20 protein-coding genes are annotated in these 24,923 nt (G+C 62.8%); 2 read left to right on the forward strand and 18 right to left on the reverse strand.

Annotated elements, in window-relative coordinates:
• The 4 genes from IGS61_RS18905 to IGS61_RS18920 all read right to left on the reverse strand — a co-directional run.
• Window positions 1-4,616: beta strand repeat-containing protein (locus IGS61_RS18905; RefSeq protein ID WP_230541090.1), on the reverse strand; the 4,616-nt coding region annotated here is incomplete at its 3' end.
• Window positions 4,617-4,632: 16 nt separating this feature from the next.
• Window positions 4,633-6,243: a ShlB/FhaC/HecB family hemolysin secretion/activation protein gene (locus tag IGS61_RS18910; RefSeq protein WP_230541091.1), complete on the reverse strand. Its 1,611-nt coding sequence runs from the start codon at window positions 6,241-6,243 to the stop codon at window positions 4,633-4,635.
• A 209-nt stretch (window positions 6,244-6,452) separates the two neighbouring features.
• Window positions 6,453-8,708: a CHASE2 domain-containing protein gene (locus IGS61_RS18915; RefSeq protein WP_230541092.1), complete on the reverse strand. Its 2,256-nt coding sequence runs from the start codon at window positions 8,706-8,708 to the stop codon at window positions 6,453-6,455.
• On the reverse strand, window positions 8,705-10,327 hold the full coding sequence (locus IGS61_RS18920) for a GAF and HD-GYP domain-containing protein (protein ID WP_230541093.1): 1,623 nt from the start codon (window positions 10,325-10,327) through the stop codon (window positions 8,705-8,707). Before IGS61_RS18920 ends, IGS61_RS18915 begins: the two co-directional genes overlap by 4 nt.
• A 188-nt stretch (window positions 10,328-10,515) precedes the next feature.
• Between IGS61_RS18920 and IGS61_RS18925 the strand changes: the two genes are divergently transcribed.
• Window positions 10,516-11,412, forward strand: coding sequence for an MBL fold metallo-hydrolase (locus tag IGS61_RS18925; protein WP_230541094.1), 897 nt, complete (start codon window positions 10,516-10,518; stop codon window positions 11,410-11,412).
• A gap of 46 nt (window positions 11,413-11,458) precedes the next feature.
• Here IGS61_RS18925 and IGS61_RS18930 read toward each other — a convergent pair whose 3' ends face one another.
• The 7 genes from IGS61_RS18930 to rpsF all read right to left on the reverse strand — a co-directional run bounded on the left by IGS61_RS18930 (window position 11,459) and on the right by rpsF (window position 16,259).
• Complete coding sequence (locus tag IGS61_RS18930) at window positions 11,459-12,472, reverse strand: inorganic phosphate transporter (RefSeq protein ID WP_230541237.1); 1,014 nt, start codon at window positions 12,470-12,472, stop codon at window positions 11,459-11,461.
• A 39-nt stretch (window positions 12,473-12,511) separates the two neighbouring features.
• Window positions 12,512-13,138, reverse strand: a complete 627-nt coding sequence (locus IGS61_RS18935; protein WP_010400015.1) for a DUF47 domain-containing protein — start codon at window positions 13,136-13,138, stop codon at window positions 12,512-12,514.
• A 94-nt stretch (window positions 13,139-13,232) separates the two neighbouring features.
• Window positions 13,233-14,618 carry a replicative DNA helicase gene (locus IGS61_RS18940; protein WP_034750488.1) on the reverse strand — a complete coding sequence of 462 codons (1,386 nt, stop codon included), beginning with the start codon at window positions 14,616-14,618 and terminating at the stop codon, window positions 13,233-13,235.
• A gap of 135 nt (window positions 14,619-14,753) precedes the next feature.
• The gene (gene rplI / locus IGS61_RS18945; RefSeq protein ID WP_034783456.1) at window positions 14,754-15,209 is read right to left on the reverse strand and encodes a 50S ribosomal protein L9; all 456 of its coding nucleotides are present in this window, start codon (window positions 15,207-15,209) and stop codon (window positions 14,754-14,756) included.
• A gap of 27 nt (window positions 15,210-15,236) precedes the next feature.
• Complete coding sequence (rpsR, locus tag IGS61_RS18950) at window positions 15,237-15,527, reverse strand: 30S ribosomal protein S18 (protein ID WP_010400024.1); 291 nt, start codon at window positions 15,525-15,527, stop codon at window positions 15,237-15,239.
• A gap of 25 nt (window positions 15,528-15,552) precedes the next feature.
• The gene (gene priB / locus IGS61_RS18955) at window positions 15,553-15,852 is read right to left on the reverse strand and encodes a primosomal replication protein N (RefSeq protein WP_034783455.1); all 300 of its coding nucleotides are present in this window, start codon (window positions 15,850-15,852) and stop codon (window positions 15,553-15,555) included.
• Between the two features lie 20 nt (window positions 15,853-15,872).
• A complete protein-coding gene (gene rpsF, locus IGS61_RS18960; RefSeq protein WP_010400028.1) occupies window positions 15,873-16,259 on the reverse strand; it encodes a 30S ribosomal protein S6 in 387 nt (128 codons plus the stop codon).
• A 275-nt stretch (window positions 16,260-16,534) separates the two neighbouring features.
• Here rpsF and lexA point away from each other — a divergent pair, with 275 nt between their 5' ends.
• Complete coding sequence (lexA, locus tag IGS61_RS18965; protein WP_230541238.1) at window positions 16,535-17,182, forward strand: transcriptional repressor LexA; 648 nt, start codon at window positions 16,535-16,537, stop codon at window positions 17,180-17,182.
• A 65-nt stretch (window positions 17,183-17,247) separates the two neighbouring features.
• Here the strand turns inward: lexA and IGS61_RS18970 are convergent, their stop codons facing one another.
• From IGS61_RS18970 to trpA, 7 genes are all read right to left on the reverse strand, one after another.
• Entirely contained in the window at window positions 17,248-18,489 is a 1,242-nt protein-coding gene (locus tag IGS61_RS18970) for a cystathionine gamma-synthase family protein (protein ID WP_230541095.1), read from the reverse strand.
• 43 nt (window positions 18,490-18,532) lie between these two features.
• Entirely contained in the window at window positions 18,533-20,056 is a 1,524-nt protein-coding gene (gene purF, locus IGS61_RS18975) for an amidophosphoribosyltransferase (protein ID WP_230541096.1), read from the reverse strand.
• A gap of 39 nt (window positions 20,057-20,095) precedes the next feature.
• The gene (locus IGS61_RS18980; protein WP_230541097.1) at window positions 20,096-20,584 is read right to left on the reverse strand and encodes a CvpA family protein; all 489 of its coding nucleotides are present in this window, start codon (window positions 20,582-20,584) and stop codon (window positions 20,096-20,098) included.
• A gap of 20 nt (window positions 20,585-20,604) precedes the next feature.
• Window positions 20,605-21,573: an SPOR domain-containing protein gene (locus IGS61_RS18985; RefSeq protein WP_230541098.1), complete on the reverse strand. Its 969-nt coding sequence runs from the start codon at window positions 21,571-21,573 to the stop codon at window positions 20,605-20,607.
• 24 nt (window positions 21,574-21,597) lie between these two features.
• Entirely contained in the window at window positions 21,598-22,896 is a 1,299-nt protein-coding gene (folC, locus tag IGS61_RS18990; protein WP_230541099.1) for a bifunctional tetrahydrofolate synthase/dihydrofolate synthase, read from the reverse strand.
• A gap of 101 nt (window positions 22,897-22,997) precedes the next feature.
• Window positions 22,998-23,870, reverse strand: coding sequence for an acetyl-CoA carboxylase, carboxyltransferase subunit beta (gene accD / locus IGS61_RS18995; RefSeq protein WP_010400390.1), 873 nt, complete (start codon window positions 23,868-23,870; stop codon window positions 22,998-23,000).
• A gap of 197 nt (window positions 23,871-24,067) precedes the next feature.
• A complete protein-coding gene (gene trpA / locus IGS61_RS19000; RefSeq protein ID WP_230541100.1) occupies window positions 24,068-24,865 on the reverse strand; it encodes a tryptophan synthase subunit alpha in 798 nt (265 codons plus the stop codon).
• Window positions 24,866-24,923: the final 58 nt, after the last annotated feature.

Genomic DNA, 24,923 nt, shown 5'->3' on the forward strand with positions numbered 1-24,923 from the left:
TTGCCGCTCACGCTCAAGGCGTCGCCCTGCAGGCGGTCGTCGCCAAAGTTCACTTGCGCGCCCGTCGTGCCGTCATAGGTCTTGTTGATGCCGTTAAAACTCACATTCAGGGTGCGCGCCGTGATGTCTGCCGTGGTGCTGCCAGCATTTCCGTTGAGCACATAGTTGCCCGCGTCGGCACCCGTGAGGTGGCCCGTCGCCACCTGATAATCGACCACTTTGCCAGTACCGGCATGCTTGTCGCGGAAACTGCCCAGCAAGCCGGCCATGGCGACCTGATCGCCCGTCACCAGGCCTTCGAAGTAGCCGTTCAGGCCGGTTTGCAAGCTGCCGTCATAGACACGGCTCTGCGCGCCCGTGACGCCATAGTTCAGCAAGCGCGCCGTGATGTCCGCCGTGCCCTCCAGCGTGGTCGCGGCCAGACTGTAGTTGCCCAGTTCATTGCCGCCCAGGACCAGGCCACTGGCATGCACGGCCTTGCCGCTGCCCGCATTCTTGTCGAGGAAGGCGGCGCTGCCACTGATACTGAGGTTGTCACCTGCCACCACATTGCCCAGCACAAAACTGGCGCCATCGTAGCCCAGGGTGCCGTCATAGACCTTGCCATTGCCGCCGAGACTCACCGTCAGCGCGCGCGGCGTGATGGCGAAGGTGGTCGTGCCGCCCATGGTGATGTCGTACTTGGTCGACCACAGGCCCGTCGCCGCATAGCTGCCCACGTTGCGCGCGTTACCGTAGCCGAGGCTGCCATTCACGCCCGTATCTCCGTCGAGCAACCCGACATAGCCTATCGAACCGAGGAAGGCTGCCAGCTGGCCATCGTAGACCTTGCCTGCGGCATTGCCCGAGAGGTTCACCTGCAGCGGCTTCAGGAAAGCCTTCAGCATCGGCGTCGTGTAGCCTTCGTAGATACGCCATACGCTGTTGAAATTGTAGTCGTTGAAGCTGCCTTGCTGCTGCATCTGCGCCGTGCTTCGGCCGCTGGAGCCGCCGCCATCGCTCAGTACCAGCGACGTTTCATAATTGAAAAAGCCATAGGCGAACGGCGAACCGGTAGCCACGTGGCCGGCCACCGCGCCCACGGCCGCATAGCCGCTGCCGGTCACGGCGCCGCTGCTGAAGACATGGCTGACGCTGCCCGTGCTTTCACCGACCAGCCCGCCCATGTTTTCCCAGGGCAAGATGGAATCGGCATTGGCGGCCCGGCCCACGGCGCCGCTGGCATACGCATCATTGATACTGCCGCCGTTCAGGCCCACCAGGCCGCCGATGCTGCGCGCGCCGCTGACCTTGCCGGTGGCATAAGATTGACTCAGCGCGCCCTGGTTGTTGCCGACGAGGCCGCCGATCATCTCGCGCGCGCCCGTCACCACGCCGGTGGCATACGACGCCGCGATGCTGGCGCCGGATGCATTCCATCCGGCCAGGCCGCCGATGGCGCCGCCGCCATCGGCATTCACGCCGGTGACGGCGCCGCTGCTGGCGGATCTCGTGATGGCGCCGCCATTGCTGCCCACCAGGCCGCCGACATTGCTCTGGCCACTGACGGCCATGCTGCTGTTCACGCCGTCGATAGTACCGCTGACAACATTTCCCGCCAGCGCACCCACATTTGCCCTGCCGGCGACGCTGCCGCCGCTCAGGGTCAGATTACGCAAGGTGCCGCCCTGGACGGTGCCAAACAGGCCAGCCGCCGAACCGGGCAGCTGGCTGCGGTCGATCGTCAAATTGCTGAGGGTAAATCCGGCGCCATCAAATACGCCGGAAAAACCGCTGCCGCTGCCGCCAATCGGCACAAAACCCTGGCCACTGTTCCAGTTCACGGTGCCGCTGGCGTCGATATTGCCGGCCAGACGATAGCTGTCTCCGAGGCCAAGGCTGCCGATGCCTTGCAAGCCATACATATCGGCGATCAGATAGGGCGAGGACGAGCCGCCGTCGCCACCGCTCGCGCGCAGGAAACTCCCCTGCGCAATGCTGAAGCCGCGCGCGGAAAACCCGGGCAGGCTGGCGCCGTTCTGCACCCAGCGGCCGCCATCGAGCAGGAAGTCGCCCCCCACGCTGACGGCGCCGCTCGCGCTGATGTTGCCGCCGGAAGCCAGGGTCAGGCCCTGCGCCACGCTGAGGGGGCCGTTCAGGTTGATATTGCCGCCTGTGCGCAGCACAAGTTGGTTCAGCTCGCCTTGCGACGCCAGGTCCAGCGCGCCCATGAGATTCACGACCCCGGCAAAACTGCCGCCGCCCACCTGGACGGTACCGGCGCTGATGGTTTTCAATTCCGCTTCGCTCAGTCCCAGGCTGTTGGCACTGTCCGCCGCCCCCGCACCCAGGGTGATCGTGCCCATGCTGGAAAGGCGGTTCAGGCTGACGCTGCCGCCCGCCGTGGCCGCTATCGATTGCGCGCCACCGCCCAGGCTCATATTGTCGGCAACCAGCTTGACTGCTCCGGCGGACAGGCCGCCGCCGCTGGCGACCGACAGCAGGCCAGCAGCCGTGGCGGCGATGCTGCCGCCGTCCTGGCGCAGCGCCAGCGTGTCCGATACGAGCACATTGCCGCCGCTTTCAAGCACCAGGTTTTTCACGCCGCCGCCCGCCGCGACAATCGCCAGGTCGATCGCCTGCTCCACCGTCAGGTCGCCGCCGGTGGCGTTGCCGATATGCACGCTGCCGGCAGCGATGCGGTTCAGTTCGGCATTTGTCAGGCGCAGGCCGCTGCCGGCCTTGTCGCCCAGCACGATCTGCCGTCCCGCGCTGAACGCCTGCACGGTCACGCCGGCATTGCCGGCCGCGCCGCCAACATTGATGGCGCCGTTGATGCTGATGTTGTCCGCCTCCAGCAGCACCGTCTGGCCGGTGACGCCGCTGCCCAGCAGCTGATCGCCGCTACCCGTCAGGTCGATGGAACCACCGGCGACATTCGCGCGCAAGACCAGGTTGCCGTTACCGACATTGACCGAGCCGACGCCGAAAGTGACGCCGGCGCCGGACAGCCTGACGTCGCCATTGCCGCTGCCCAGCGCCGCGTTCAGGTTCACGTTCGAGCCGACGCCATAGGCCAGGCCCGCAGCCGCATCGTTGGCCGACAGCGTGATATGGCCGCCATTGGTGGTAATGGGCGCGTTGACATTGATGATCTCGCCCGCCTGCGCCGTTAAGCCCACCCCTTGCTGCGTGATGTTGATGGCGCTGTTGAAATTGATGCGACGCAGGGCCTGCAAGGTGACGTCGCTGCTGGCACCGGAAATCAGGTCGGCGCCGATGTTGGCGTTGCCGGTCGACGGCGCGTCGGCGAACTGGTCGAAGTTGCTCAGCTGGCCGCCCGAACCGGCGACGATGGTGATATCGTAAGGATCGAGCAGCCAGTTGCCGCGCTTGCCGCGCGCCGCGCTGGTATTGACGCGGATGCCGTCGACGGCCAGGTAATGGCCGGACGTTTCCACGAAGCCGCCGTCGCCGCCCTGCGCCCCGCCGCGCGCGGAAATGCTGCCGTGCACCTGGGCCGATTCATTGCCCCAGGCGATGACCTTGCCGCCGTTGCCACTGACAATCGCATCCGCATTGACGCTGGCATCCTTGCCGACGAGTACTTGCCGCGCATTCTGCACGGCCGCGTTCTTGCCCTGGTAGTCGCCACCCAGCAAGACCGTACCGCCGCCCGCAGCGCCGCTGGCGTCGACTTTCGCATTGCCCAGCAGCCCCACCTGTTCACCGAGTACCCGGATGTCGCCGCCCTTGCCGGCCGCGCCCGTGGCGCTGGTGACGCTGCCCGCTTCGAGCAGCGCCTTGCCGCTGGCCTTGAGCACGATCCTGCCGTTCTCGCCGACGACGGCGCTGTTGGCGTTGAGTACGCCGCGCTGGCTGACCAGCGCGCCGGCCATGCCGATGCTGCCGCCCTGGGCGATGATCTGGCCCAGGTTCAGCGCCTGGTCGCTCGGTGCCGAGACCAGCACGCGCAATTGCGGATTGCCGGGATCGGCCAGCTGCACGCTGCGCCCGGCCGCCAGGATCACTTCGCCATTCGGCGCCGTGATGATGCCCGTGTTTTCCACGTTCGGCGCGATCAGCAGCACTTGCCCGCCCTTGCCGGCGTTGATCGTGCCCGCATTGGCGACGCCGCCGGCGATGGCCCCCGCCGTGAACTGGCGCTTGCTGGACAGAAAATCCTCGTTCGTCATGCCCAGGCTCGATGCCACCAGGCCATTCACGTCCACTTTCGCGCCCTGGCCGAAGACGATGCCGTTCGGGTTGATCAGGAAGACCTTGCCGTTCGATTCGAGGCTGCCGAGGATCTTGCTGGGGTCTTGTCCCGTGATGCGGTTGAGCACGGCGCTATTGCCGTTTTGCTGGATGAAGCGCGTGATTTCGCCCGCATGAATGGAAAAGCTCTGCCAGTTGATGATGGTGTTGGGCGTGTTCGTGATCGAGAAGATATTGCCCTGCTGGTTGAACGTCGCCTGTCCGTTGACCACCTGCGGCAAGGCGGGGTTGGCCTGCGCGGCGCCGAAACAGCCGGCCAGCAGCAGCGCCAGCGCCGTGCGGCGCAGCGGTAGCGCATGGGGTAATGAAAAGGATGGCGTCAGGATGAAAGCGGAGGCGTGCTGGACGTGGTTGTGCATGGTGTTCATCCTGATGCTAGTAGGCCAAGGCGAGGCGGAAATGCAGGCGGTTGGCGCCCCGCTGCCCCGTGTCGCCGCCATTGACGACATGGGCGTAATCGAGTTGCAGATTGGCGTAGCGGCTCAACAGCAAACGCAGGCCGAGGCCGCCGCTGCTGATGCCTTGCGACGCGCTTTCGCCGGGCAGCGCATGGTTGCGCCGCAGCCAGGCCGTGTCATAGAAGGCCAGCGCGCGGCACTGGTAACCGAGCGCCTGGCCGCACCAGTTCGGCGTGTACAGTTCCAGGTTCAGGCTGGCGCCGGAATCATTCGATACCTCGCGCTCGGCAAAGCCGCGCACGGACGCCGCGCCGCCGGCGCCGAACTGCTCGCCCGGCACCAGCGCGTCCGGCGTGAGTTGCGCATTGACGAGCGTGCGCCATTGCCAGTCGCCATCCAGCACGCGCCCCAAGCTGGCACTCAGGCGCACCGTGTTATAGGCCGCCTTGGCATGCGCGCGCACGCGGTCGAAATCGGCTTGCGCGCCATGCTTGCCACCGGGAATATTGTGCGCGAAGGTGACGGCCACGCTGGTCTCGCCCGTGGGCACGGTCCAGCTGCCGATGTAACTGACGCTGAGCGGATGCACGGTGACGTCGGCGCCCAGTTCCATGCCGAACAATTGCACGCTGTTGCGGTACGCCTTGTAATCGACGCCGTACACGAGCTTGGGTTCGAAATCGCCGCTGCGGGCAAAGTTCTGGTTGTAGCGGATGCCGGCCATGCTGCCCTGGCCACTGACGGCCAGGTCGAAAATGCCGGCCGAGACGCTGCCCGAATCGACGTTCGAATAGTTGGCGAAAAAGTCCATCGAATCGCCCAGCGCATACAGCGGAAAATGGTAGCCGGCGCCATACACGCCCACCTTGTCCGGCTTTTCCAGGCTGCTCGTGTATTGCAGGCTGGCAACATGATCGCGGCCGAACAGGTTGGCATGCTGCAGCACCACGCCCACATGTGTCTTGCCCGTTTGCGCATTGCCCGTATTGTCCACGTTGAGCATGGCTTTCCAGGGCTTGTCATCGGCCACCGTGACGATGGCATCGATGGCGCCCGCCGGCTCGTCGGCCTGCAGGCGCACTTCGATCTTGCGCGCCGGGTTTTCATTGGCCAGCTTCAGGCTTTGCGACAGGGCCGGCAAGTTCGGCGTCGCGCCTTCGCGCAGAGACGGCAAGGCGCGCCGCACGTTGGCCTCGTCGACCCAGGCATTGCCGCTGATAGCCACCTTGCCCAGCGGCGTTTGCAGCACGCTCAGACGCACCACGCCCCGTTCCAGTTCCTGCTCGGGCAGTTGCACCTGCACGGCGCTGTAGCCACGCCCGCGGTAAGCTCCTTCCAGCGCCTCGACGGCGCGGGCGATGTCGGAAAAATCGCGCTGCGCTCCCGTAAAGGGCGCCAGCAAGGCTTGCACCTGCGCGGACGTGAGCAGGGTATTGCCCTGGACGTCGAAGCGGCGGATATCGAAGCGCGGCACGCCGTCCTCCTGCGTGGCAGGAGCAGCTTCATCCATGGAAACAGCGGCGCCGGCGGCGCCGACGGCGAACAGCAGCGCGGAACCCGCAAGCAGGTGCACCAAACGATATGTCATGTGAAGGATTTCTTGTGTAACAGGACAAGCGCGCGGCCCGCAGGCGCCAGCGTGTCCGGCAATGGATTGAAGACAAATTTTAGACGGCTTTTAGTTTCCAGTCAGAAATTTCTAACATTTCGCCCTGATTTTTATCGCAACGCAACAAACAGCGCGCCGGGAATGCTGAAAAAAGCCGCCATGGCAGTTTTTTCCGGCGCGACGACAGGCTATTTGCTGTGCAATTCCGTCACGCCATCCCAGCCGGCCGGCGGTGGCGCGTCGCGGTATTGCGCCAGGCGCGCCGCATAGAGCCGGTACAGGCCATCGTCGGGAAAGTCCGCCTGCAAGCGGGCCAGCTGCGCGCCAGCCGCCGCCCAGTCGCGCGCGCGCAGCCGGGCCAGCACCGCGTGCCAGCGCTCGATCTGCGCCAGTTCGGCCGCCGCGGCGCCGGCCAGCAGGCAGCGCGGCTCGAAGATGGCCACCGCTTCCTGCTTGCCCAGCACGCGTATGCGATCGAGTTCGCGGTACAGGAATTGCGGGGCGGCCGCGCGCGTGGCCTCGCCCACCACGATGCCCACGCCATACAGCTTGCTGGCGCCCTCCAGGCGCGCGGCCAGGTTGACGCTGTCGCCCATCACGGTGTAGGCGCGGCGGATGCGCGAGCCCATGTCGCCCACATGCATGGGCCCCGTATTGAGGCCGATGCCGATGCGCAGCGCCGGCCAGCCGCGCGCGCAAAACTGCTGGTTCAGCCGCGCCGCACTTTGCTGCATCAGCAGGGCGCTGGCCACGGCGCGGCTGGCGTGATCGCCAAAGGCGACGGGCGCGCCCCAGAACGCCATCACGGCGTCGCCGATGTATTTGTCCAGCGTGCCGCCGTGGCTGTCGCGGATATCTTCCGACATGGCCGTCAGGTATGCGTTGATGTATTCGCGCAGCGCGGCGGGCGCCAGCTGCTCGGAAATGGCCGTGAAACCGCGCACGTCGGCAAACAGCACCGTCAGTTCGCGGTTCTCCCCCTCCATCGTGTAGCGCTGTGGATCGTCGGCCATCTCGGCCACCAGTTCAGGCGCCACGTATTCGCCGAAACGGGCCACCAGCGCGCGGCCCTTGCGCACCTCGAAAAAATAGCCCCATGCCAGGTTGGCGATGAACAGCGCAAGGATCAGCAACAGCAGCACGGCGCCGCCCAGCACCAGGTCGTGCACGGCATACAGGTACAGGTTGATGCCGATGACGGCCGCCAGCGCGCCCACGCTGGCCAGCATCACGCCGGCCGGCGGCAGCACGGCCAGGGCGCCCGCCAGCAGCAGGCCGAACAGCACGAGCTGCACCAGTTCGAGCGCCAGCGCGTAGTCGGGCCGCGCCTTGAAGCGTCCGTCGAGCATGGACTTGATCAGGTTGGCGTGCACCTCCACTCCCGGATACTCGGCATTCACGGGCGTGGCACGGATATCGTTCAAGCCGGGCGCCGTGGTGCCCACCAGGACGATGGCGCCCTTCAACAGCGCGGGCGGCACCGTGCCGGCCAGCACGTCGGCAGCCGACACATAACGGAAGGCGCCGCCATCGGGACCTCCCGCACCGCGGTACTGCACCGTGGTCGTCAAGGCTTCGCCGACAGGAATCGCCAGCGCGCCGCGCGGCGTGAACAGCATGATGTGTTCGAGGCCGCCGCTGGCCAGTTCGCGCGCCGACAGGGTATCGGCCGTGCCCGTGAAACGAGGGGCGATGGCGCGCGCCTGCAGGTAGACGGCGACGGTGGCCAGCGACAGCGACGGATAATAGCCGTCGCCGATGCGCTGCAACAGGGTCGAGGAACGCACGACGCCATCGGCATCGGTCAGCGCCGTGAAGATGCCGGCCCCCTGCGCGGCCGCCTGCAGGGGCGCGATATTGGCTTCGTAGCCGCGCGCCACGTAGGCCGTGACCGTGCGCCCGTTCAAGTCGGCGACGGTAAAGGCGGGCTTGGGCAGCACGCCCTTCCTTTGCTGCTCCGAGACGCTGTAGCCGAGCACCACGGGCTGGCCGCGCATGGCGCCTGCAAACAGGCCGTCGTAGTCCATGGCCGGGCGCAGTTTTTCCAGTTGCGCCGGCAAGCCGGGCACGCCGGCCAGTTCGCCGCGCGCCAGGCCTTGCAGCACGGCGTAGCCGGAACTGGTGTCCGCTTCGGGAAACGAGATATCGAAGCCCAGCGCAGACACGCCGTAATGGCCGGTGAGCTGGCTCACCAGGCGCGCCTGGATGTCGCGGCTCCAGGGAAAGCGGCCCACGCGTGCCAGGCTTTGCTCGTCGATGTCGACGATGACGATGCGGCGGTCCAGCTGCGGCGTTTCGGCCCGCATGCGCCAGTCGCCCAGCATGGCGTCGAGGCGGGCAATATTCTCATTCCCGGCCAGGCACAGGACAGCCGCCGCCAGCGTCAGCACGATGCCCAGCAGCGACCGTGCCCCGTGCTTGCGCCAGGCCAGCGGCAGCTTCACGGGGTATAGCCCGGAATGGCCGCCTCGTCGACGGCATCGATCTGGCTCGGATGCATGTGCTTTTCAGCGAAGGTCAAATAGACTTTGCTGCGGATGAAGACGTCGAACAGCTCCGGGTCGATATGCCCGTTCAGGCTAAAATTGCCGAGGATGCGCAGCGATTCGGACAGCGGCTTGCCCTTTTTGTAGGGCCGGTCGCGCGCCGTCAGCGCCTCGAAAATGTCGGCGATCGCCATCAGCCGCGCCGGCACCGACATCTGCTCTTTCGTCAGCCCGCGCGGATAGCCCTTGCCATCCATGCGCTCGTGGTGGCCGCCCGCGTATTCCGGCACCTTTTGCAGGTGCTTGGGCCACGGCAGCGCTTCGAGCATGCGGATCGACACGCTGATATGGTTGTTGACGATGGCCCGCTCGGCTGCCGTCAGGGTGCCGGCGCGGATGGTCAGGTTTTCCGTCTCGTCGGCGTCCAGAAAATCGCACAGTTGGCCGTCGGCCGCGCGCCAGCGGCGCCGAGCGATCTGCCGCACTCTTTCCTGGTCGGCCTGCGCCATGCTTTCGCCGCCTATGTTGACGCGCCGGATGAAGTCGCGCTCTTCGCGCAGCGCCGCCTGCTCCTGCGCCAGCGCGCCGGCGATGGCGTCCTTCTGCTGCGGCTGCGCCGCCTGCTGGCGCAGGGCCGCGATCTCGGCGTCGCGCAGCAGCACTTCGTAGCGCGTGTCGATCAGGGCGATACGGTCGAAAATCGTCTCCAGCTTGGTGGCCTTGTCGACCACGTGCACGGGCGTAGTGATCTTGCCGCAATCGTGCAGCAGGCCGGCCAGCCACAGTTGCTTGCGCTCGTTGTCGCTGAGCCGGAAATCGGCCAGCGGCCCCGTTTGCGTGGCGTGCGCGGCATCGGCCAGCAGCATCGTCAGCTCGGGCACGAACTGGCAGTGCCGCCCCGTGTACGGCGACTTTTCATCGATGCCGATATTGATCAGGGTAACGAGCGATTCAAGCAGCTCTTCCAGCTGCGAAATGAGCAGCTGGTTCGTCAGCGCCACCCCAGCCTGCGCGGCCAGCGCCTCAATGAAGCGCTGGTCGGTGGAAGAAAAGGCGCGCACCTGCCCCGTTTCCCCATCCTTGGCATTGACCAGCTGTAGCACGCCGATCAAATCGCCCTCGTGGTCGCTCATGGGCACCGTCAGGATCGACTGGGTATGGTAGCCATGGTGGCGGTCAAACTCGCGCATGCCGGAAAAATTGAAGCCCTCGTCGCGGTAGACATCGGCAATATTCACGCTGCGGCGCAGGTTCGCCGCATACGCCGCCACCGATGCCAGGTTGGGCTGGCCCGCGCCATCGAACAGAGGCACGCCCGGCACACCGATGTCGGCGCCCTGCGCGATGCCCAGGCTGTCGTTGACGCTGATGTCGAACGCCAGTTGGCGGCCCTCGGCGGCGGGCCGGTACAGGGTGGCGCCATCGGCGCCGCTCATGCTTTTTGCCAGCAGCACGATGCGCTGCAACAGCGCGCCGATATCGTGTCCCTCGCCGCCCAGGCCGTGGCCGAGCGCGACACTGAGTTCGGTCAATTGCTCCAGTCTGTGGGCGATTTTCTCAGGGTGCAACTGAGGCATGTGAATGGCGATCAGGTAAGGGAAGAGGAAGCGGGCAAGCGCCAGTGTAACGGCCACCCCGCGCACTGTACATTACTTAGTTACAACAAAATGAAATAACTTGCCATATTGCAACACGTATAAATGTTGCCGCCAATCTCATTAATTAGAATAGAATCAACAATAATTACACTGTAACAAGGTACTGAATGAAATTCACGTTCAGGGGCGTGCGCGGCTCCATCCCCTCCCCGGGCCCGCGCACGGCCCGCTATGGCGGCAACACCACGTGCATCGAAGTGCGCACCGACGACGACAGCCTGATCATTCTCGATGCGGGCAGCGGCATTTTCGCGCTGGCGCAGCAATTGCCGCCCGGCCAGCCCGTCGACGCGCATGTCTTCATCACGCACAGCCACTGGGACCACATCCACGGCCTGCCCATGTTCTCGCCCCTGTTCGTGGCCGGCAACCGCATGCGCCTGCATGGCGCCCTGGACGGCGTCAGCGGATGCGGCATCGAACACGTGATGGCGGTGCAGTTGCAAAACAGCTATTTCCCCGTAAGCGAAGCGGCCATGGCGGCCAGCATCGAATACCGCACGCTGGCGCCCGGCGACACCGTCGATGTGGGCGGCGCGCGCGTGCGCGGCGCGGAAATGAACCACCCGGTCGTCAACCTAGGCTACCGCATCGACTGCGGCGGCGCCGCGCTGTTCTTCAGCGGCGACCATGAACCGTTCTACAACCTGCATCCGCCCGGCCACGCCGAGCATGCGGCCTGCGCGGCACGCAATGCGCAGCGCCAGGCCGGCATCGATGCGCTGGTCGCCGGCGTCGATGCGCTGATCATGGATTGCTCATACACGCGCGAGGAATACCCGGGCAAGCAGGGCTGGGGCCACGGCACCTTCGACGCCGCCTTCGACCTGGCCCTGCGCTGCGGCGCGCGGCGCCTGTACTGCACCCACCACGAGCCGACGCGCAGCGACGAGCAGCTCGAAGCCGTATTTGCCGACGTGATGGGCCGCTATGCGAGCCGCCTGGCCGGCTTGCAGGTGTTCCTCGCCAGCGAGGGGCTGACGGTGGAACTGGCCGGCGCATAAAAAAAGGGAGCCGCAAGGCTCCCTTTTTACTGGCGTTGGCTATCCATCACATGATGTGGTGGCCAATCCACCAGGCGACTGCGGCAACAAACGCGGAAGCGGGAATCGTGAAGATCCAGGCCCAGACGATATTGCCTGCCACGCCCCAGCGCACGGCCGACATTTTTTGCGACGAGCCGACACCGACGATGGCGCCCGTGATCGTATGCGTGGTCGACACGGGAATGCCCAGCGCCGTCGAGACGAACAGGGTGATGGCGCCGCCCGTTTCGGCGCAGAAGCCGCCCACCGGTTTGAGCTTGGTGATCTTCTGGCCCATGGTCTTGACGATGCGCCAGCCGCCGAACAGCGTGCCGAAGCTGATGGCCGTATAGCACGAGATGATGACCCACATCGGCGGCATGGCATCGGCCGCGCTGGAGTAGCCGGCGGCGATCAGCAGCATCCAGATGATGCCGATGGTTTTTTGCGCGTCGTTGCCGCCGTGGCCCAGGCTGTAGGCCGCGGCCGATGCCAGTTGCAAGCGGCGGAACCACTTGTCGACCTTGCGCGGCGTCGAGCGCACGAATATCCACGACACCAGCAGCATCATGATGGAACCGAACACGAAGCCCAGCACGGGTGCGATGACGATGAAGGCCACGGTTTTCCACAGGCCGGCCGCAACCAGCGCGCCCGTGCCGGACTTGGCGACGGCTGCGCCCACCAGGCCGCCGATCAGCGCGTGCGAGGACGACGAGGGGATGCCGTAGTACCAGGTAAACAGATTCCAGAAGATGGCGCCCATCAGCGCGCCGAAGATCACGTACTGGTCGATCACGGCCGGGTCGATGGTGCCTTTTCCCACCGTGGCGGCCACGGTCAGCTGGTGGAACACGAAGATGGCGACGAAGTTGAACGTGGCGGCCATGGCAACCGCGGTCTGCGGTTTCAATACGCCCGTCGAGACCACCGTGGCAATCGCGTTGGCGGCATCGTGGAAGCCGTTCATGAAGTCAAACAGCAGCGCGAGGACGATCAACAGGCCTAGCACGTAGATGCTGATTTGTATGGTCATTATAGTTTCTTTTCTGATTCTGGTTCAGGACAGGCCCAACGCTTACGCGTTTTCGACGATGATGCCTTCGATAATATTGGACACGTCTTCGCAACGGTCGGTCACGGTTTCCAGAATTTCGTAGATCGCTTTCAGCTTGATCAGGTTGCGCACGTCCGGCTCGTCGCGGAACAGCTTGGACATGGCGGCGCGCATCACGTGGTCGGCATCCGATTCCAGGCGGTCGATCTCTTCGCAGATGGCGACGATCTTGCGCGAGTTGTCCATGTTGTGCAGCATGGCGACGGCGTCGCGCACTTTTTCGGTACAGGCCAACACCAGTTCGGCCAGGCGCTTGGCTTCCGGCGTGACGGCCTTCAGGTCGTACAGCGAGACGGTTTGCGCCGCATCTTCCAGCAGGTCGAGGATGTCGTCCTGGCGCGTGATCAGCTGATGGATGTCATCGCGGTCGATCGGCGTGATGAAGGTCTTGTGCAGCATTTCCACGGTGGCGTAGGTGACTTTGTCCGCCTGTTTCTCGATGCTTTCGATCGCATGCACGCGGTTTTCCAGGTCGTCGAAATTGGTCATCAGGCCGAGCATCTCTTTGGCGCCCTTGACGCACAATTCCGCGTGCTGGTTAAACAATTCAAAAAACTTGCCCTCAGTGGGCATCAAGCGTCCAAACATGTCATTCTCCGTTAAGCATTGAGTCGTGTTATTTACTACAGAAAGCCGCCCCGTTGTCGGGGGCGGCCGATGGAATTGCCAGTGCTGCTGAGTCTTAGTCGCCTTGGTAAAGCGCCAGGCCACCACTGTAATTGCCAAATTTGGTGTACTGCCCCATGAAGGTGAGGCGGATGCTGCCGATTGGACCGTTACGCTGTTTACCGATGATGATTTCGGCCGTCCCCTTGTCCGGCGAGTCGGGGTTATACACCTCGTCGCGGTAAATGAACAGGATCACGTCGGCATCCTGCTCGATAGCGCCCGATTCGCGCAAGTCGGACATGACGGGACGTTTGTTCGGGCGTTGTTCCAGCGAGCGGTTCAGCTGGGACAGCGCGATCACGGGGCAACCGAGTTCCTTCGCCAGGCCTTTCAAGCCCCGCGAAATCTCGGAAATCTCCGTGGCGCGGTTGTCGCCCGGGGTATTGGCCGACATCAGTTGCAAGTAATCGACGATGATCAGGCCCAGCTTGCCGCACTGGCGCGACAAACGGCGCGAACGGGCGCGCAATTCGATGGAATTGAGCGCTGGCGTTTCATCGATGTACAACTGCGCGTCGTTCATCTTCTGGATCGCATTCGTCAGGCGCGGCCAGTCTTCGTCGTTCAGGCGGCCCGTGCGCAGGCGGTGCTGGTCGAGCTGTCCGACGGAGCCGAGCATACGCATGGCCAGCTGGGCGCCGCCCATCTCCATCGAGAACACGGCCACGGGCAAGCCGCTGTCGATGGCCACGTTTTCGCCGATGTTGACGGAAAACGCCGTCTTGCCCATCGACGGACGGCCCGCCACGATGACCAGGTCGCCCGGCTGCAGACCGGAGGTCATGCGATCGAGGTCGATGAAACCGGTGGGCACGCCCGTGATTTCACTCTGGTTGTCGCGGCTGTACAGCTCGTCGATGCGCTCGACCACCTGCGTCAGCAGGGGCTGGATGGCGGTCCAGCCCTGAGCGCCGCGCGCGCCTTCTTCGGCGATGGCGAAAATCTTCGATTCGGCCTCGTCAAGCATCTGCTTGACTTCCTTGCCTTGCGGGCTGAAGGCCGTGCCGGAGATATCGTCGGCGACGGTGATGAGTTTACGCAGCACACCGCGGTCGCGCACGATCTCGGCATAGCGCCGGATGTTCGCGGCCGATGGCGTGTTTTGCGCCATGGCGTTCAGGTAAGCGAGTCCGCCCACATCATCGGCCTTGCCGAGCTGGGTCAGGGTTTCAAAAACAGTAATGACATCGGCTGGCTTGGAAGCGTTAACCATCTTGACGATTTGCTCGAAGATGATGCGATGGTCATAGCGATAGAAATCCTCCGCATGCATGAAGTCGGCGATGCGGTCATATGCAGCATTGTCGCGCAGCAGACCACCGATGACGGATTGTTCTGCTTCGATCGAATGCGGCGGAATACGGAGGGAATCCAGTTGCGGATCAGAGGGGGCGTTCATGGCGCGAATTATACCCGCTTCGGCGTGCTGGCAAAAATAAAGGGCTGAAAATGAGCGAAAAAAAGGCCACAAAAAAGCCGGGCGAACCCGGCTTTTCATAGTGCGGCAGCGCTTGCGGGCCAGGCCCGCAGACGATTACGCGTTCGCGTCTGGAACGACAGCGATTACCACTTCCACGACCACGTCGGTGTGCAGAGCAACCGAAACGTTGTGCTCGCCAACGATCTTCAGCGGGCCGGTAGGCATGCGGATTTGTGCTTTTTCAACAGCAAAACCTTGCTTGGTCAGCGCTTCAGCGATGTCGAAGTTGGTGACGGAACCGAACAGACGGCCATCGACGCCAGCTTTTTGAGCAACTTGAACGGTCAGGCCGCTCAGTTTTTCGCCCTGGGCTTGCGATGCAGCCAGTTTGGCGGCAGCAGCTTTTTCCAGTTCGGCGCGCTTGACTTCGAATTCAGCCACAGCGGTTGCCGTAGCACGACGTGCCAGGCGTTGTGGAATCAGGAAGTTACGTGCGTAACCGTCCTTGACTTTGACGACTTCGCCGAGGTTACCGACGTTTACAACTTTTTCTAACAGAATGATTTGCATAGTTCTTCTCCAGGAATATCTGACCGATTAAGCGTGGTGCAGATCGGTGTATGGCAGCAGCGCGAGGAAGCGAGCGCGCTTGATTGCGGTGTCGACTTGGCGCTGGTAGTGCGCTTTGGTACCGGTCAGGCGTGCTGGCATGATCTTGCCGTTTTCCTGGACGAAGTCTTTCAGCGTATCGACGTCTTTGTAGTCGACTTGCTCAACGTGAGCTGCCGTGAAGCGGCAGAACTTCTTACGTTTGAACAAAGGGTTTTGCTGTTTGCGTTTTTCTTTAAGCTTGAGCTTATTTTTGTCGAACTTTTTACCGAATGCCATGTCAGGCTCCTGTATCTAAAATGCGCTAGTCAGAATTGACTGCACTAAAATCAATGATGTGAAACACCAAACTCTTGCTGTTGCGGCTTTTTCTGGCCAGGAAACCCGTGAACTGATACACCCCGCCCAAGCTTGCCTGACTGAACCGGCCTGAGATTTCGCCAGCGGCTAGCGCGGCAACATCAAACTCGGTCAAACGGGCAATCCCTGCTTCCATCTGCTGCGAACTGTGTTGCAATACTGCATTCACAATCGGCAGCCCTGCCGGGGTATAGCGCAATATTTCGCGCTCGGCAATGATGGCGGTTACTTGTAGCTGGTTCAGCGCACGATCCTGGTCAAGAATTAAGCGGCTGCGGCTGGAGCGGCTGCTGGTGCTTCGGTGCGGTGGCTTTTGGCCGCGTCTTCGCGTTGTACCGATTTCATCATCGGCGAAGGAGCTGTTTCAGCTTTCTTCATTTTAACGGTCAGGTGACGCAACACGGCATCATTGAATTTGAATGCTGTTTCCAACTCGACCAGGGTCTCGTTGTCGCACTCGATGTTCAGGCAGATGTAGTGTGCTTTAGGCAGCTTTTGGATCGAGTAAGCCATTTGACGGCGGCCCCAATCTTCCACGCGGTGAACCGAACCGCCGCGGGTGGTTACGCTGGCTTTGTAGCGTTCGATCATCGCGGGCACTTGCTCGCTTTGGTCCGGATGGACGATAAAGACTATTTCATAATGACGCATGCAAACTCCTTCAGGTCGGATTGATAATCGCCCACCCCGGCGTCAAGACGGGTGTGGGAAGGTCAGCCGAAGATTATAACCGCCTTTTGCAAACGTTTCAATCATTCCTTGCGCCAGCGCCGGAAAAGCCCGCGCGCCGCCGCGCTTTCCACGCCTGGACAAGTATTTCTTGCGAAATTCGCCGAAAACACGGAAATCCCCTTGCATAGTGGGCGATACTGTACAAAAATACAGACTGTTCATATAGACAGCATTTTAGTATGCACCCACCGCTCATGATCAAGCTGACAGCACGACAAGAACAAATTCTGAACCTGATCAAGGACGCGATTGAAAACACGGGTTTTCCGCCCACCCGTGCCGAAATCGCCAATGAACTGGGTTTCAAATCGGCCAACGCGGCCGAAGAGCATTTGCAGGCCCTGGCCCGCAAGGGCGCCATCGAGATTTCTCCCGGCACCTCGCGCGGCATCCGCCTGATCGGTGCGGCGGCAAGTGCGGCAGCCGAAGCCCTTGCATCGAAAGTGCCGCCAGCCCTGCTGATGTCGCTGCCCCTGATCGGCCGCGTGGCGGCCGGTTCGCCGATCCTGGCGCAGGAAAACCTCGAAGCGAGCTACAACGTCGATCCTGCCCTGTTCTCGGCCAAGCCCGACTTCCTGCTGAAGGTACGCGGCTGGTCCATGCGCGACGCCGGCATCATGGATGGCGATTTATTGGCCGTCAAAAAGGTCGACAGCGCCAAGAACGGCCAGATCGTCGTCGCACGCATCGGCGACGAAGTCACCGTCAAGCGCTACAAGAAGACGGGTTCCGTGATCGAACTGTTCCCGGAAAACCCCGACTTCAAGGTCATCACCGTGTCGCCGGAAGACGAGTTTGCCCTGGAAGGGCTGGCCGTCGGACTCATGCGCAGCTGGCATTAAACGACTGCACGAAAAAAGGGCCGCAACAGCATGACTGTTGCGGCCCTTTTCATTTATCCGGCTACCTATACATCGAGTGCCTGGCGGAAATCCTCAAGCAAATCCACCTCATCCTCGATCCCGACGGAAACGCGGATCAGCGACTCGGCGATGCCCATGCTGGCGCGCCGCTCGGCGCCCATCTCGTAAAAGATCGTGTGGGCGACGGGAATGACCAGGGTGCGCGTGTCGCCGAGGTTGCTCGCTGGAATAGCCAGATTCAAACGATTGAGGAAATCGAAGCAATCGATGCCATCCTTCAATTCAAAGCTGAACAGCGAACCATAGCTGCGGAACAAGTCGCTCGCCAGCGCGTGCTGCGGGTGCGAGGCCAAGCCTGGGTAATGCACGGCGGCAACGCGCGGGTCGGCGGCCAGCATGGTGGCCAGCGCCAGGGCGTTCGAGCAGGTGCGGTCCATGCGCAAGGCCATGGTTTCCGCGCCGACCGCGAGATGGTGCGCCGCTTCCGGCCCCAGCGAGGCGCCGAAGTCGCGCAAGGCCTTGGCGCGGATTTGCGCGATGCCCCACTGCGCGGGCGCCGCCTTCTTGTAATTGTCGAAAATATTCGGATAGCGCGTCCAGTCGAACACGCCCGTGTCCGTCAAGCTGCCGCCCAGCGCATTGCCGTGGCCGCCAATGGATTTCGTCAAGGCATTGACCACCAGGCCCGCGCCCACGGCCTTCGGGCGGAACAGATACGGCGTCGTCATGGTGTTGTCGACGATGTACAAAATGCCTTTCTCGCGGCACAAGTCACCGATTTTTTTCAGGTCGGCGATCTGCGTGCGCGGATTGGCAATAGTTTCCACAAAAACAATCCGCGTGGCCGGCGTGATGGCGGCCGCCACGTTGGCCACATCTGTCGCATCGACGAACGACACGGCGATGCCCTGCCCCGTCACCGTTTGCCACAGGCTGTTGGTGTTGCCAAACAGAAAGGCCGACGACACCACATGGTCGCCCGCGCGCAGCAAGGATTGCACCACGGCGCCGATGGCGCCCATACCGGTGGCGAAGCATAAGGTCGCCACACCGTCTTCCATCTTGTTGACCTTGTCTTCCAGCGCGGACACGGTGGGATTGCCCTGGCGGCCGTAGCGGAAGCCCGGCTCCTTGCCCTGGAACACGGAAGCGAGTTGGCGCGCGTCGCCGTAGCCGAACGCGACGGAGGTGTGCACGGGCTTGTGCAGCGAGCCGTGCTCGATGCCCTTGCGGCGGTCGTTATGCAGGATGGTGGTGGTAAAGCCGTAGTTTTTTTTATCGTTCATGATCGCGGAGCAAAAAAAGCCCGGCGCTAGCCGGGCAAGATAATTACGCTTCTGTCGTTGCCAGGTTCAGGTTCAGCTGGGAACGTGGCGTATCTTCGGGCGCTGCCGCCTTCGGATGGTGGCGCGCATATTCCAGGCGGTCCAGGTATTCCTGCGACACGTCGCCCGTCACGTAGACGCCGTCGAAACACGACGCCTCGAAGTTGACCAGGGCCGGGTTGACGTCGGCGATCGCCTGCTTCAGCGCGCCGATATCCTGGTACACCAGGTAATCGGCCGTGATTTCGCGGCACACTTCTTCCGTCGTGCGGCCGTAAGCGATCAGTTCGTCGCGCGTCGGCATGTCGATGCCGTACACGTTCGGGTAGATCACCGGTGGCGCGGCCGAGGCGAAGATGACCTTCGTCGCGCCCGCTTCGCGCGCCATCTGCACGATTTCACGGCTGGTGGTGCCGCGCACGATGGAATCGTCGACCAGCAAGACCACTTTATCCTTGAATTCGGATGGAATCGCGTTGAGCTTCTGGCGCACGGATTTCTTGCGCGCCGCCTGGCCCGGCATAATAAAAGTGCGGCCGATGTAGCGGTTCTTGATGAAGCCTTCGCGGTACTCGATGTTCAGCGCCATGGCCAGCTGGATGGCGGCCGGACGCGACGAGTCGGGAATCGGCATGACCACGTCGATATGTACGCCAGGCAACTCGGCGCGGATCTTTTCGGCCAGGTATTCGCCCATTTTCAGGCGCGTGGCATACACGGAGGCACCGTCGATGACGGAGTCGGGACGGGCCAGGTAGACGAATTCGAAGACGCACGGGTTCAGGCTCGCGTTGTCCGCGCACTGGCGGCTGTGTAATTGCTTGTCGGCATCGATGAAGACGGCTTCACCGGGACCGATGTCGCGCACGAAGCGGAAGCCCATGCCTTCCAGGGCCACGGATTCGGAGGCGATCAGGTATTCGGCGCCCTGCTCCGTTTCGTTGATGCCCAGGCACAGCGGACGGATGCCGTGCGGGTCGCGGAAGGCCAGCAAGCCCACGCCGGCGATTTGCGCCACGGCAGCGTAACCGCCCTTGACGCGGCGGTTCAGCACGGTGACAGCCTTGAAGATGGCGTCCGGGTCCAGGTTCAGGCCCGTCGTCGCTTCCTGGATTTCATGCGCCAGCACGTTGAGCAGCACTTCCGAGTCGGAATCGGTATTGATGTGGCGGCGGTCGTTCTTGAACATTTCCTGCTTCAACTGTTCCCAGTTGGTCAGGTTGCCATTGTGCGCCAGGGTGATGCCGAACGGCGCATTCACATAAAACGGCTGTGCTTCCTCTTCGCTCGAGGAACCGGCCGTCGGATAGCGGCAGTGACCGATGCCCGAGTTGCCCTGCAGCGAACGCATATTGCGCGTACGGAAGACGTCACGCACGAGGCCGTTGGCCTTGTGCATGGAAAACATACTGCTGTGATTGGTCGCAATCCCTGCCGCGTCCTGACCGCGATGTTGCAAGAGCAACAATGCATCATAGAGCAATTGATTGACAGGTTGATGGGAAACGACGCCGACGATGCCACACATGGTGTGCTCCTAAACTGTGCTACTGATTTTAAAAAAAATTCAAAATTTCACATGCTGCGCGTAAGCGGCAGGCAGATAAGGCTTGATGGCGCGCGCGCCCTGCTCCGCGTAAGGGCTGAGCAGCGCGTTTTTCCAGAATGGCTGCTGCGGTATGGATGTCATGCCGCACAAGATGACGGCGGTCAGCACGATCACAAGACCCCGCGCCAGGCCGAACAGGCTGCCCAGGGTGCGGTCGGCCAGACTCAGGCCCGTCACCTTGACGAGCGCGTCGACCGTCATGGACAGCAATCCCATCAAAATGCGCACGCCGATGAACAGCACGACGAAAGCCAGCAACAAACGGATGGCTTCGCCCGGCACGGCTTCCGGCAAGAATTTTGTCAGGGTCGCGCCATAGGCGTTGGCAATGACGAAAGCCACGATCCAGCTGACCAGGGACAGTATTTCCTTGACCAGGCCACGCATCATGCTGATCAGTACGGAGGTCACCAGCACGAACAGCACCAGGTAATCGAAAATCGTCACGCGCGTTCAGCCTTGCAACATCACGCCGGCACCAGCGAGCCGCCCAGGCCCAGCTTTTGCAGCTTGGCGCGCGTCTTTTCCGCGTCTTCGCGGCTGCCGAACGGCCCCACGCGCACGCGGATGCGTTCGCCTGCCGGGCTGGAGACTTTCTGCGTGTACGACTTGATGCCCGCTTCGCGCAGCTTGTCCTGCAATTCGTCGACCTTGTCCTGCGTCGCCAGCGCCGCCACCTGCACCACGAACTTGCCGCTGCCGGCGTCGTGTGGCTTGTCTTGCGCTTTCTCTTGCGGCTTGCCTTCCAGAATCGCCAGCGCGCGCGCGGCATCGTCGGCCGATTGCGCCGGCTTGGCAGGCTTGGTCTCGGGCTTGGCTTCCGGTTTTACCTCATGCTTGGGCTCCGGTTTCGCTTCAGGCTTGGGTTCGTGCTTCGGTTCCGGCTTGGGCTCGTGTTTCGGTTCCGGCTTCGGCTCCACCTTGACCGGTTTCGGTTCGGGCTTTGGTTCCACGTAGGCCGGCTTGACGGTAGCTGGCTGGACGGCGGCCAGCACGGGGGCCGGGGCTGGCGCGGGCTTGGCCGCAGGCGGCAGCGGCGCGTCGACGATTTCCTCGGACTGGTCCAGGCCATTCGCGGCAGCCTGGGCCGGAACGGCAGGCACGGGCGCCGGTGCCGGCGCAGCCTTTTCCTTCGATGGAATGTCGATGGCGATATCGTTGAACGGCGCTTTCGGCTCGGAATCGAGCAGCATCGGCAAGCCGACAGCCACACCCAGGGCCAGGGCAATGGCCCCGACCAGGCGGCGGCGTGCGCGCTTTTTTTCAGGCAAGACCGGATCCGGCGCTTCCTTGCCGCCACGGCGCGATCCGCCGCCACCGGAGGTGTTGGCGGCGCGCTTGCGGGTCGGCGACTGCGCTTCGCCAGGGACATAAAAGCCGCTGTCTTCGCCAGAGGATTCTTGCTTGTTTTTAAACAGTTTCGAGAACAAGCCCATGCGTGATTTTCAGTCGAGTGCGTTTCAGTGAAGTGAGGATTTTCGGGCCTTCATCACGCCGGCAACGGTGAGGAAAGAACCAAAGACCACAATTCTATCATTCTCACCGGCCCGGCTCATTGCATTTGCAAAAGCTTGTGCCGGATCATCGAAAATAGACACAGTATGCTCGCTGCTGTCGGGTTTATCTTCCAACATGATCTGCACCTTGGCGGCCAGTTCGGAAGCCGTGGCCGCGCGCGGCGAAGGCAGGCCCGTCAGACACCAGTGGTCGACGTGCTCGCTCATCGCGGCCAGCACGCCATCGATATCCTTGTCCTGCATGGAACCGAACACGGCGTAGGTGTACGGGTGGAAACCCATATTGCCCAGGTTCTGGTTCAGGGCCGAGGCCGCGTGGGGATTATGCGCTACATCAAGGATCACGCTGGGGCGGCCAGGCAAGACCTGGAAACGGCCCGGCAATTCCACCGTCACCAGGCCCGTGCGCACTTCCTGCGCGCCCACGGGCAGTTTCAGCTTCAGCACTTCCAGCGCGGCCAGCACGGCCGTCGCATTGAGGATCTGGTTGGCGCCGCGCAAGCTCGGGTAGGCCAGCGAATTGCGGCGCTGCTCGCGCCCGCCGTAGTTCCACTGCTGCTTGTCACCCGAATAGTTGAAATCGCGGCCCATCAGCCACAGGTCGGCACCGATGGCCTCGGCATGGTCGATCAAGGATTGCGGCGGCACGGGGTCGCTGCAGATGGCCGCCTTGCCCGGACGGAAGATGCCGGCCTTTTCAAAGCCGATCGCTTCGCGCGTATCGCCCAGGTAATCCGTGTGGTCGATGTCGACGCTGGTGACGATGGCCACGTCCGCGTCGATCACGTTGACGGCATCGAGGCGCCCGCCCAGGCCCACTTCGAGAATGGCCACATCGAGCTTGGCTTGCGACAACAGATGCAGGATGGCCAGGGTAGTGAATTCGAAATACGTGAGCGGCGTATCGCCGCGCACGGCTTCGACGGCCTGGAAGCTGGCGACGAGCTGCTCGTCGCTGGCCATCTCGCCCAGCACGCGCGCGCGCTCGTTAAAATCGAGGAAATGCGGCTTGATGTACAAGCCCACTTTGTAGCCAGCACGCAACAGCACGGATTCCAGCATGGCGCAGGTGGAACCCTTGCCATTCGTGCCCGCCACCATGATCACGGGGCAGGTAAAAGCGAGCTGCATGCGCGCCTTGACGGCTTGCACGCGATCCAGGCCCATGTTGATCTGGGTTTCCGAATGGCGGGTTTCCAGCAGGGCGAGCCAGTCCGGCAAGGTGGTGGGGAGGTTTTGCATGGGAGACTTCTTGATGAGGAGACAGTGCGCAAGGCGCGCAAACGGTGTGGCGTGGCAACCGGGCGGGTCCGCAGGACACCGCCCGGCCTGTTACTTTGACATTAAGCCAAGACTTCGACAGCCTGGTTTTGCAACAAGGCCAGCAGACGGGCGATTTCTTCGCGCATCTTGCGGCGGTCGACGATCATGTCGACGGCGCCCTTGGTGACGAGGAACTCGGCGCGCTGGAAGCCTTCCGGCAGTTTTTCGCGCACGGTGTTTTCAATCACGCGCGGGCCGGCAAAGCCGATCAGCGCTTTCGGCTCGGCGATGACCACGTCGCCCATGAAGGCGAACGAAGCGGACACGCCGCCCATGGTCGGGTCGGTCAGCACGCTGATGAATGGCAATTTCTTTTCCGACAACTTGGTCAGCATGGCCGTGGTCTTGGCCATCTGCATCAGCGACAGCAAGCCTTCCTGCATGCGCGCGCCACCGGTGGCGGTGATGCAAATGAACGGCACTTTCTGTTCCAGCGCGATCTGCGCGCCGCGCACGAAGCGCTCGCCGACCACGGAACCCATGGAGCCGCCCATGAATTCGAATTCGAAGCACGCCACGACCACCGGCAAGCTCATGATGGCGCCGCCCATGACGACCATCGCATCCGTCTCGCCCGTCGCTTCCATGGCCGATTTCAGGCGGTCCGGGTATTTCTTGCTATCCTTGAATTTCAAGGTATCGACGGGCAGGATTTCCTGGCCGATTTCATAGCGGCCGCCCGCGTCGAGCAGGCTGTCGAGGCGTTCACGGGCGCGGATGCGCATGTGGTGGTCGCATTTCGGGCACACGTGCAAATTCGATTCCAGGTCCGTACGGTACAGCACGGCTTCGCACGACGGGCACTTGACCCACAGGCCTTCCGGCATGGTCTTGCGCGCGGCGGCGTCCGAACGCTGTATGCGCGGTGGCAGCAGTTTTTCCAACCAACTCATATTTTCTCCTTGGGCCCTTGTTGGGGTAGCGTCGGTGGACGCCCCCGGCAGACGGTCAACGGCGGCGCCCCGCAGGACGCCGCCAAAAATTTTATCTATTGCACAATAACAGGCAAATCAGTGGCCGAAGTGTAGCCGTTTATCGCCGGGCTGTCGAACTTTGCCGCCAACGCATCTTGCGCAAACGACAAGCTTGCTCAGGCGTCCAGTGCGGCGCGGATGCCTGCCGTAAAGCTGCGCACGGCGTCCACGGCGCCCCCTGCCGGGGCATTTTCAATTTCCTGGATGATGCGGCTGCCAATCACGACGGCATCGGCCACATTGGCAACGGCCTTGGCCGTAGCGCCATCGCGGATGCCGAAACCCACGCCGATGGGTAATTTTACATGCTGGCGGATGGCCGCGAGGCGCTCGGCCACCTGTTCCGTATCAATGTTACCGGCGCCCGTGACGCCTTTCAGCGACACATAATAGCTGAAGCCGCCGCCAACCTTGGCCACTTGCGCGATGCGCTCTTCCGTCGAGGTGGGCGCCAGCAGGAAAATCAGGTCGAGGCCCGCCGCCCGCATGGCGGCCGCGAATTCCTCGCACTCTTCGGGCGGATAGTCGACGACGATGGCGCCATCGGCGCCGGCAGCTTGTGCTGCATCAATAAACGCGGCGCTGCCAATGCGCTCGATGGGGTTCGCATAGCCCATCAGCACCACGGGCGTCGTCTGGTTCGTTTCACGGAACTGGCGCACATAGCCGAATACGTCGTGGATGCCGACATTGAATGCCAGGGCCCGCTCGCAGGCGCGCTGGATCACGGGACCTTCGGCCATGGGGTCGGAAAACGGCACGCCCAGCTCCAGGATGTCGGCACCGCCCTCGACGAGCGCGTGCATCAGCGGCACGGTGGCGTCAGGGCCGGGGTCGCCGGCGGTGATGAAGGTGACCAGGGCGGTCTTGTTGTTGGATTTTAAGTTGGCAAAGGTGGTGGCGATACGGGACATGGGGAGCTTTCTTTATCGGTGGAGGATGTCGGATTACGCGCTTGCGCGCTAATCCGAC

Origin of the sequence: Janthinobacterium sp. FW305-129 (assembly GCF_020858115.1) — a bacterium.
Taxonomy (GTDB): Bacteria; Pseudomonadota; Gammaproteobacteria; order Burkholderiales; family Burkholderiaceae_D; genus Janthinobacterium.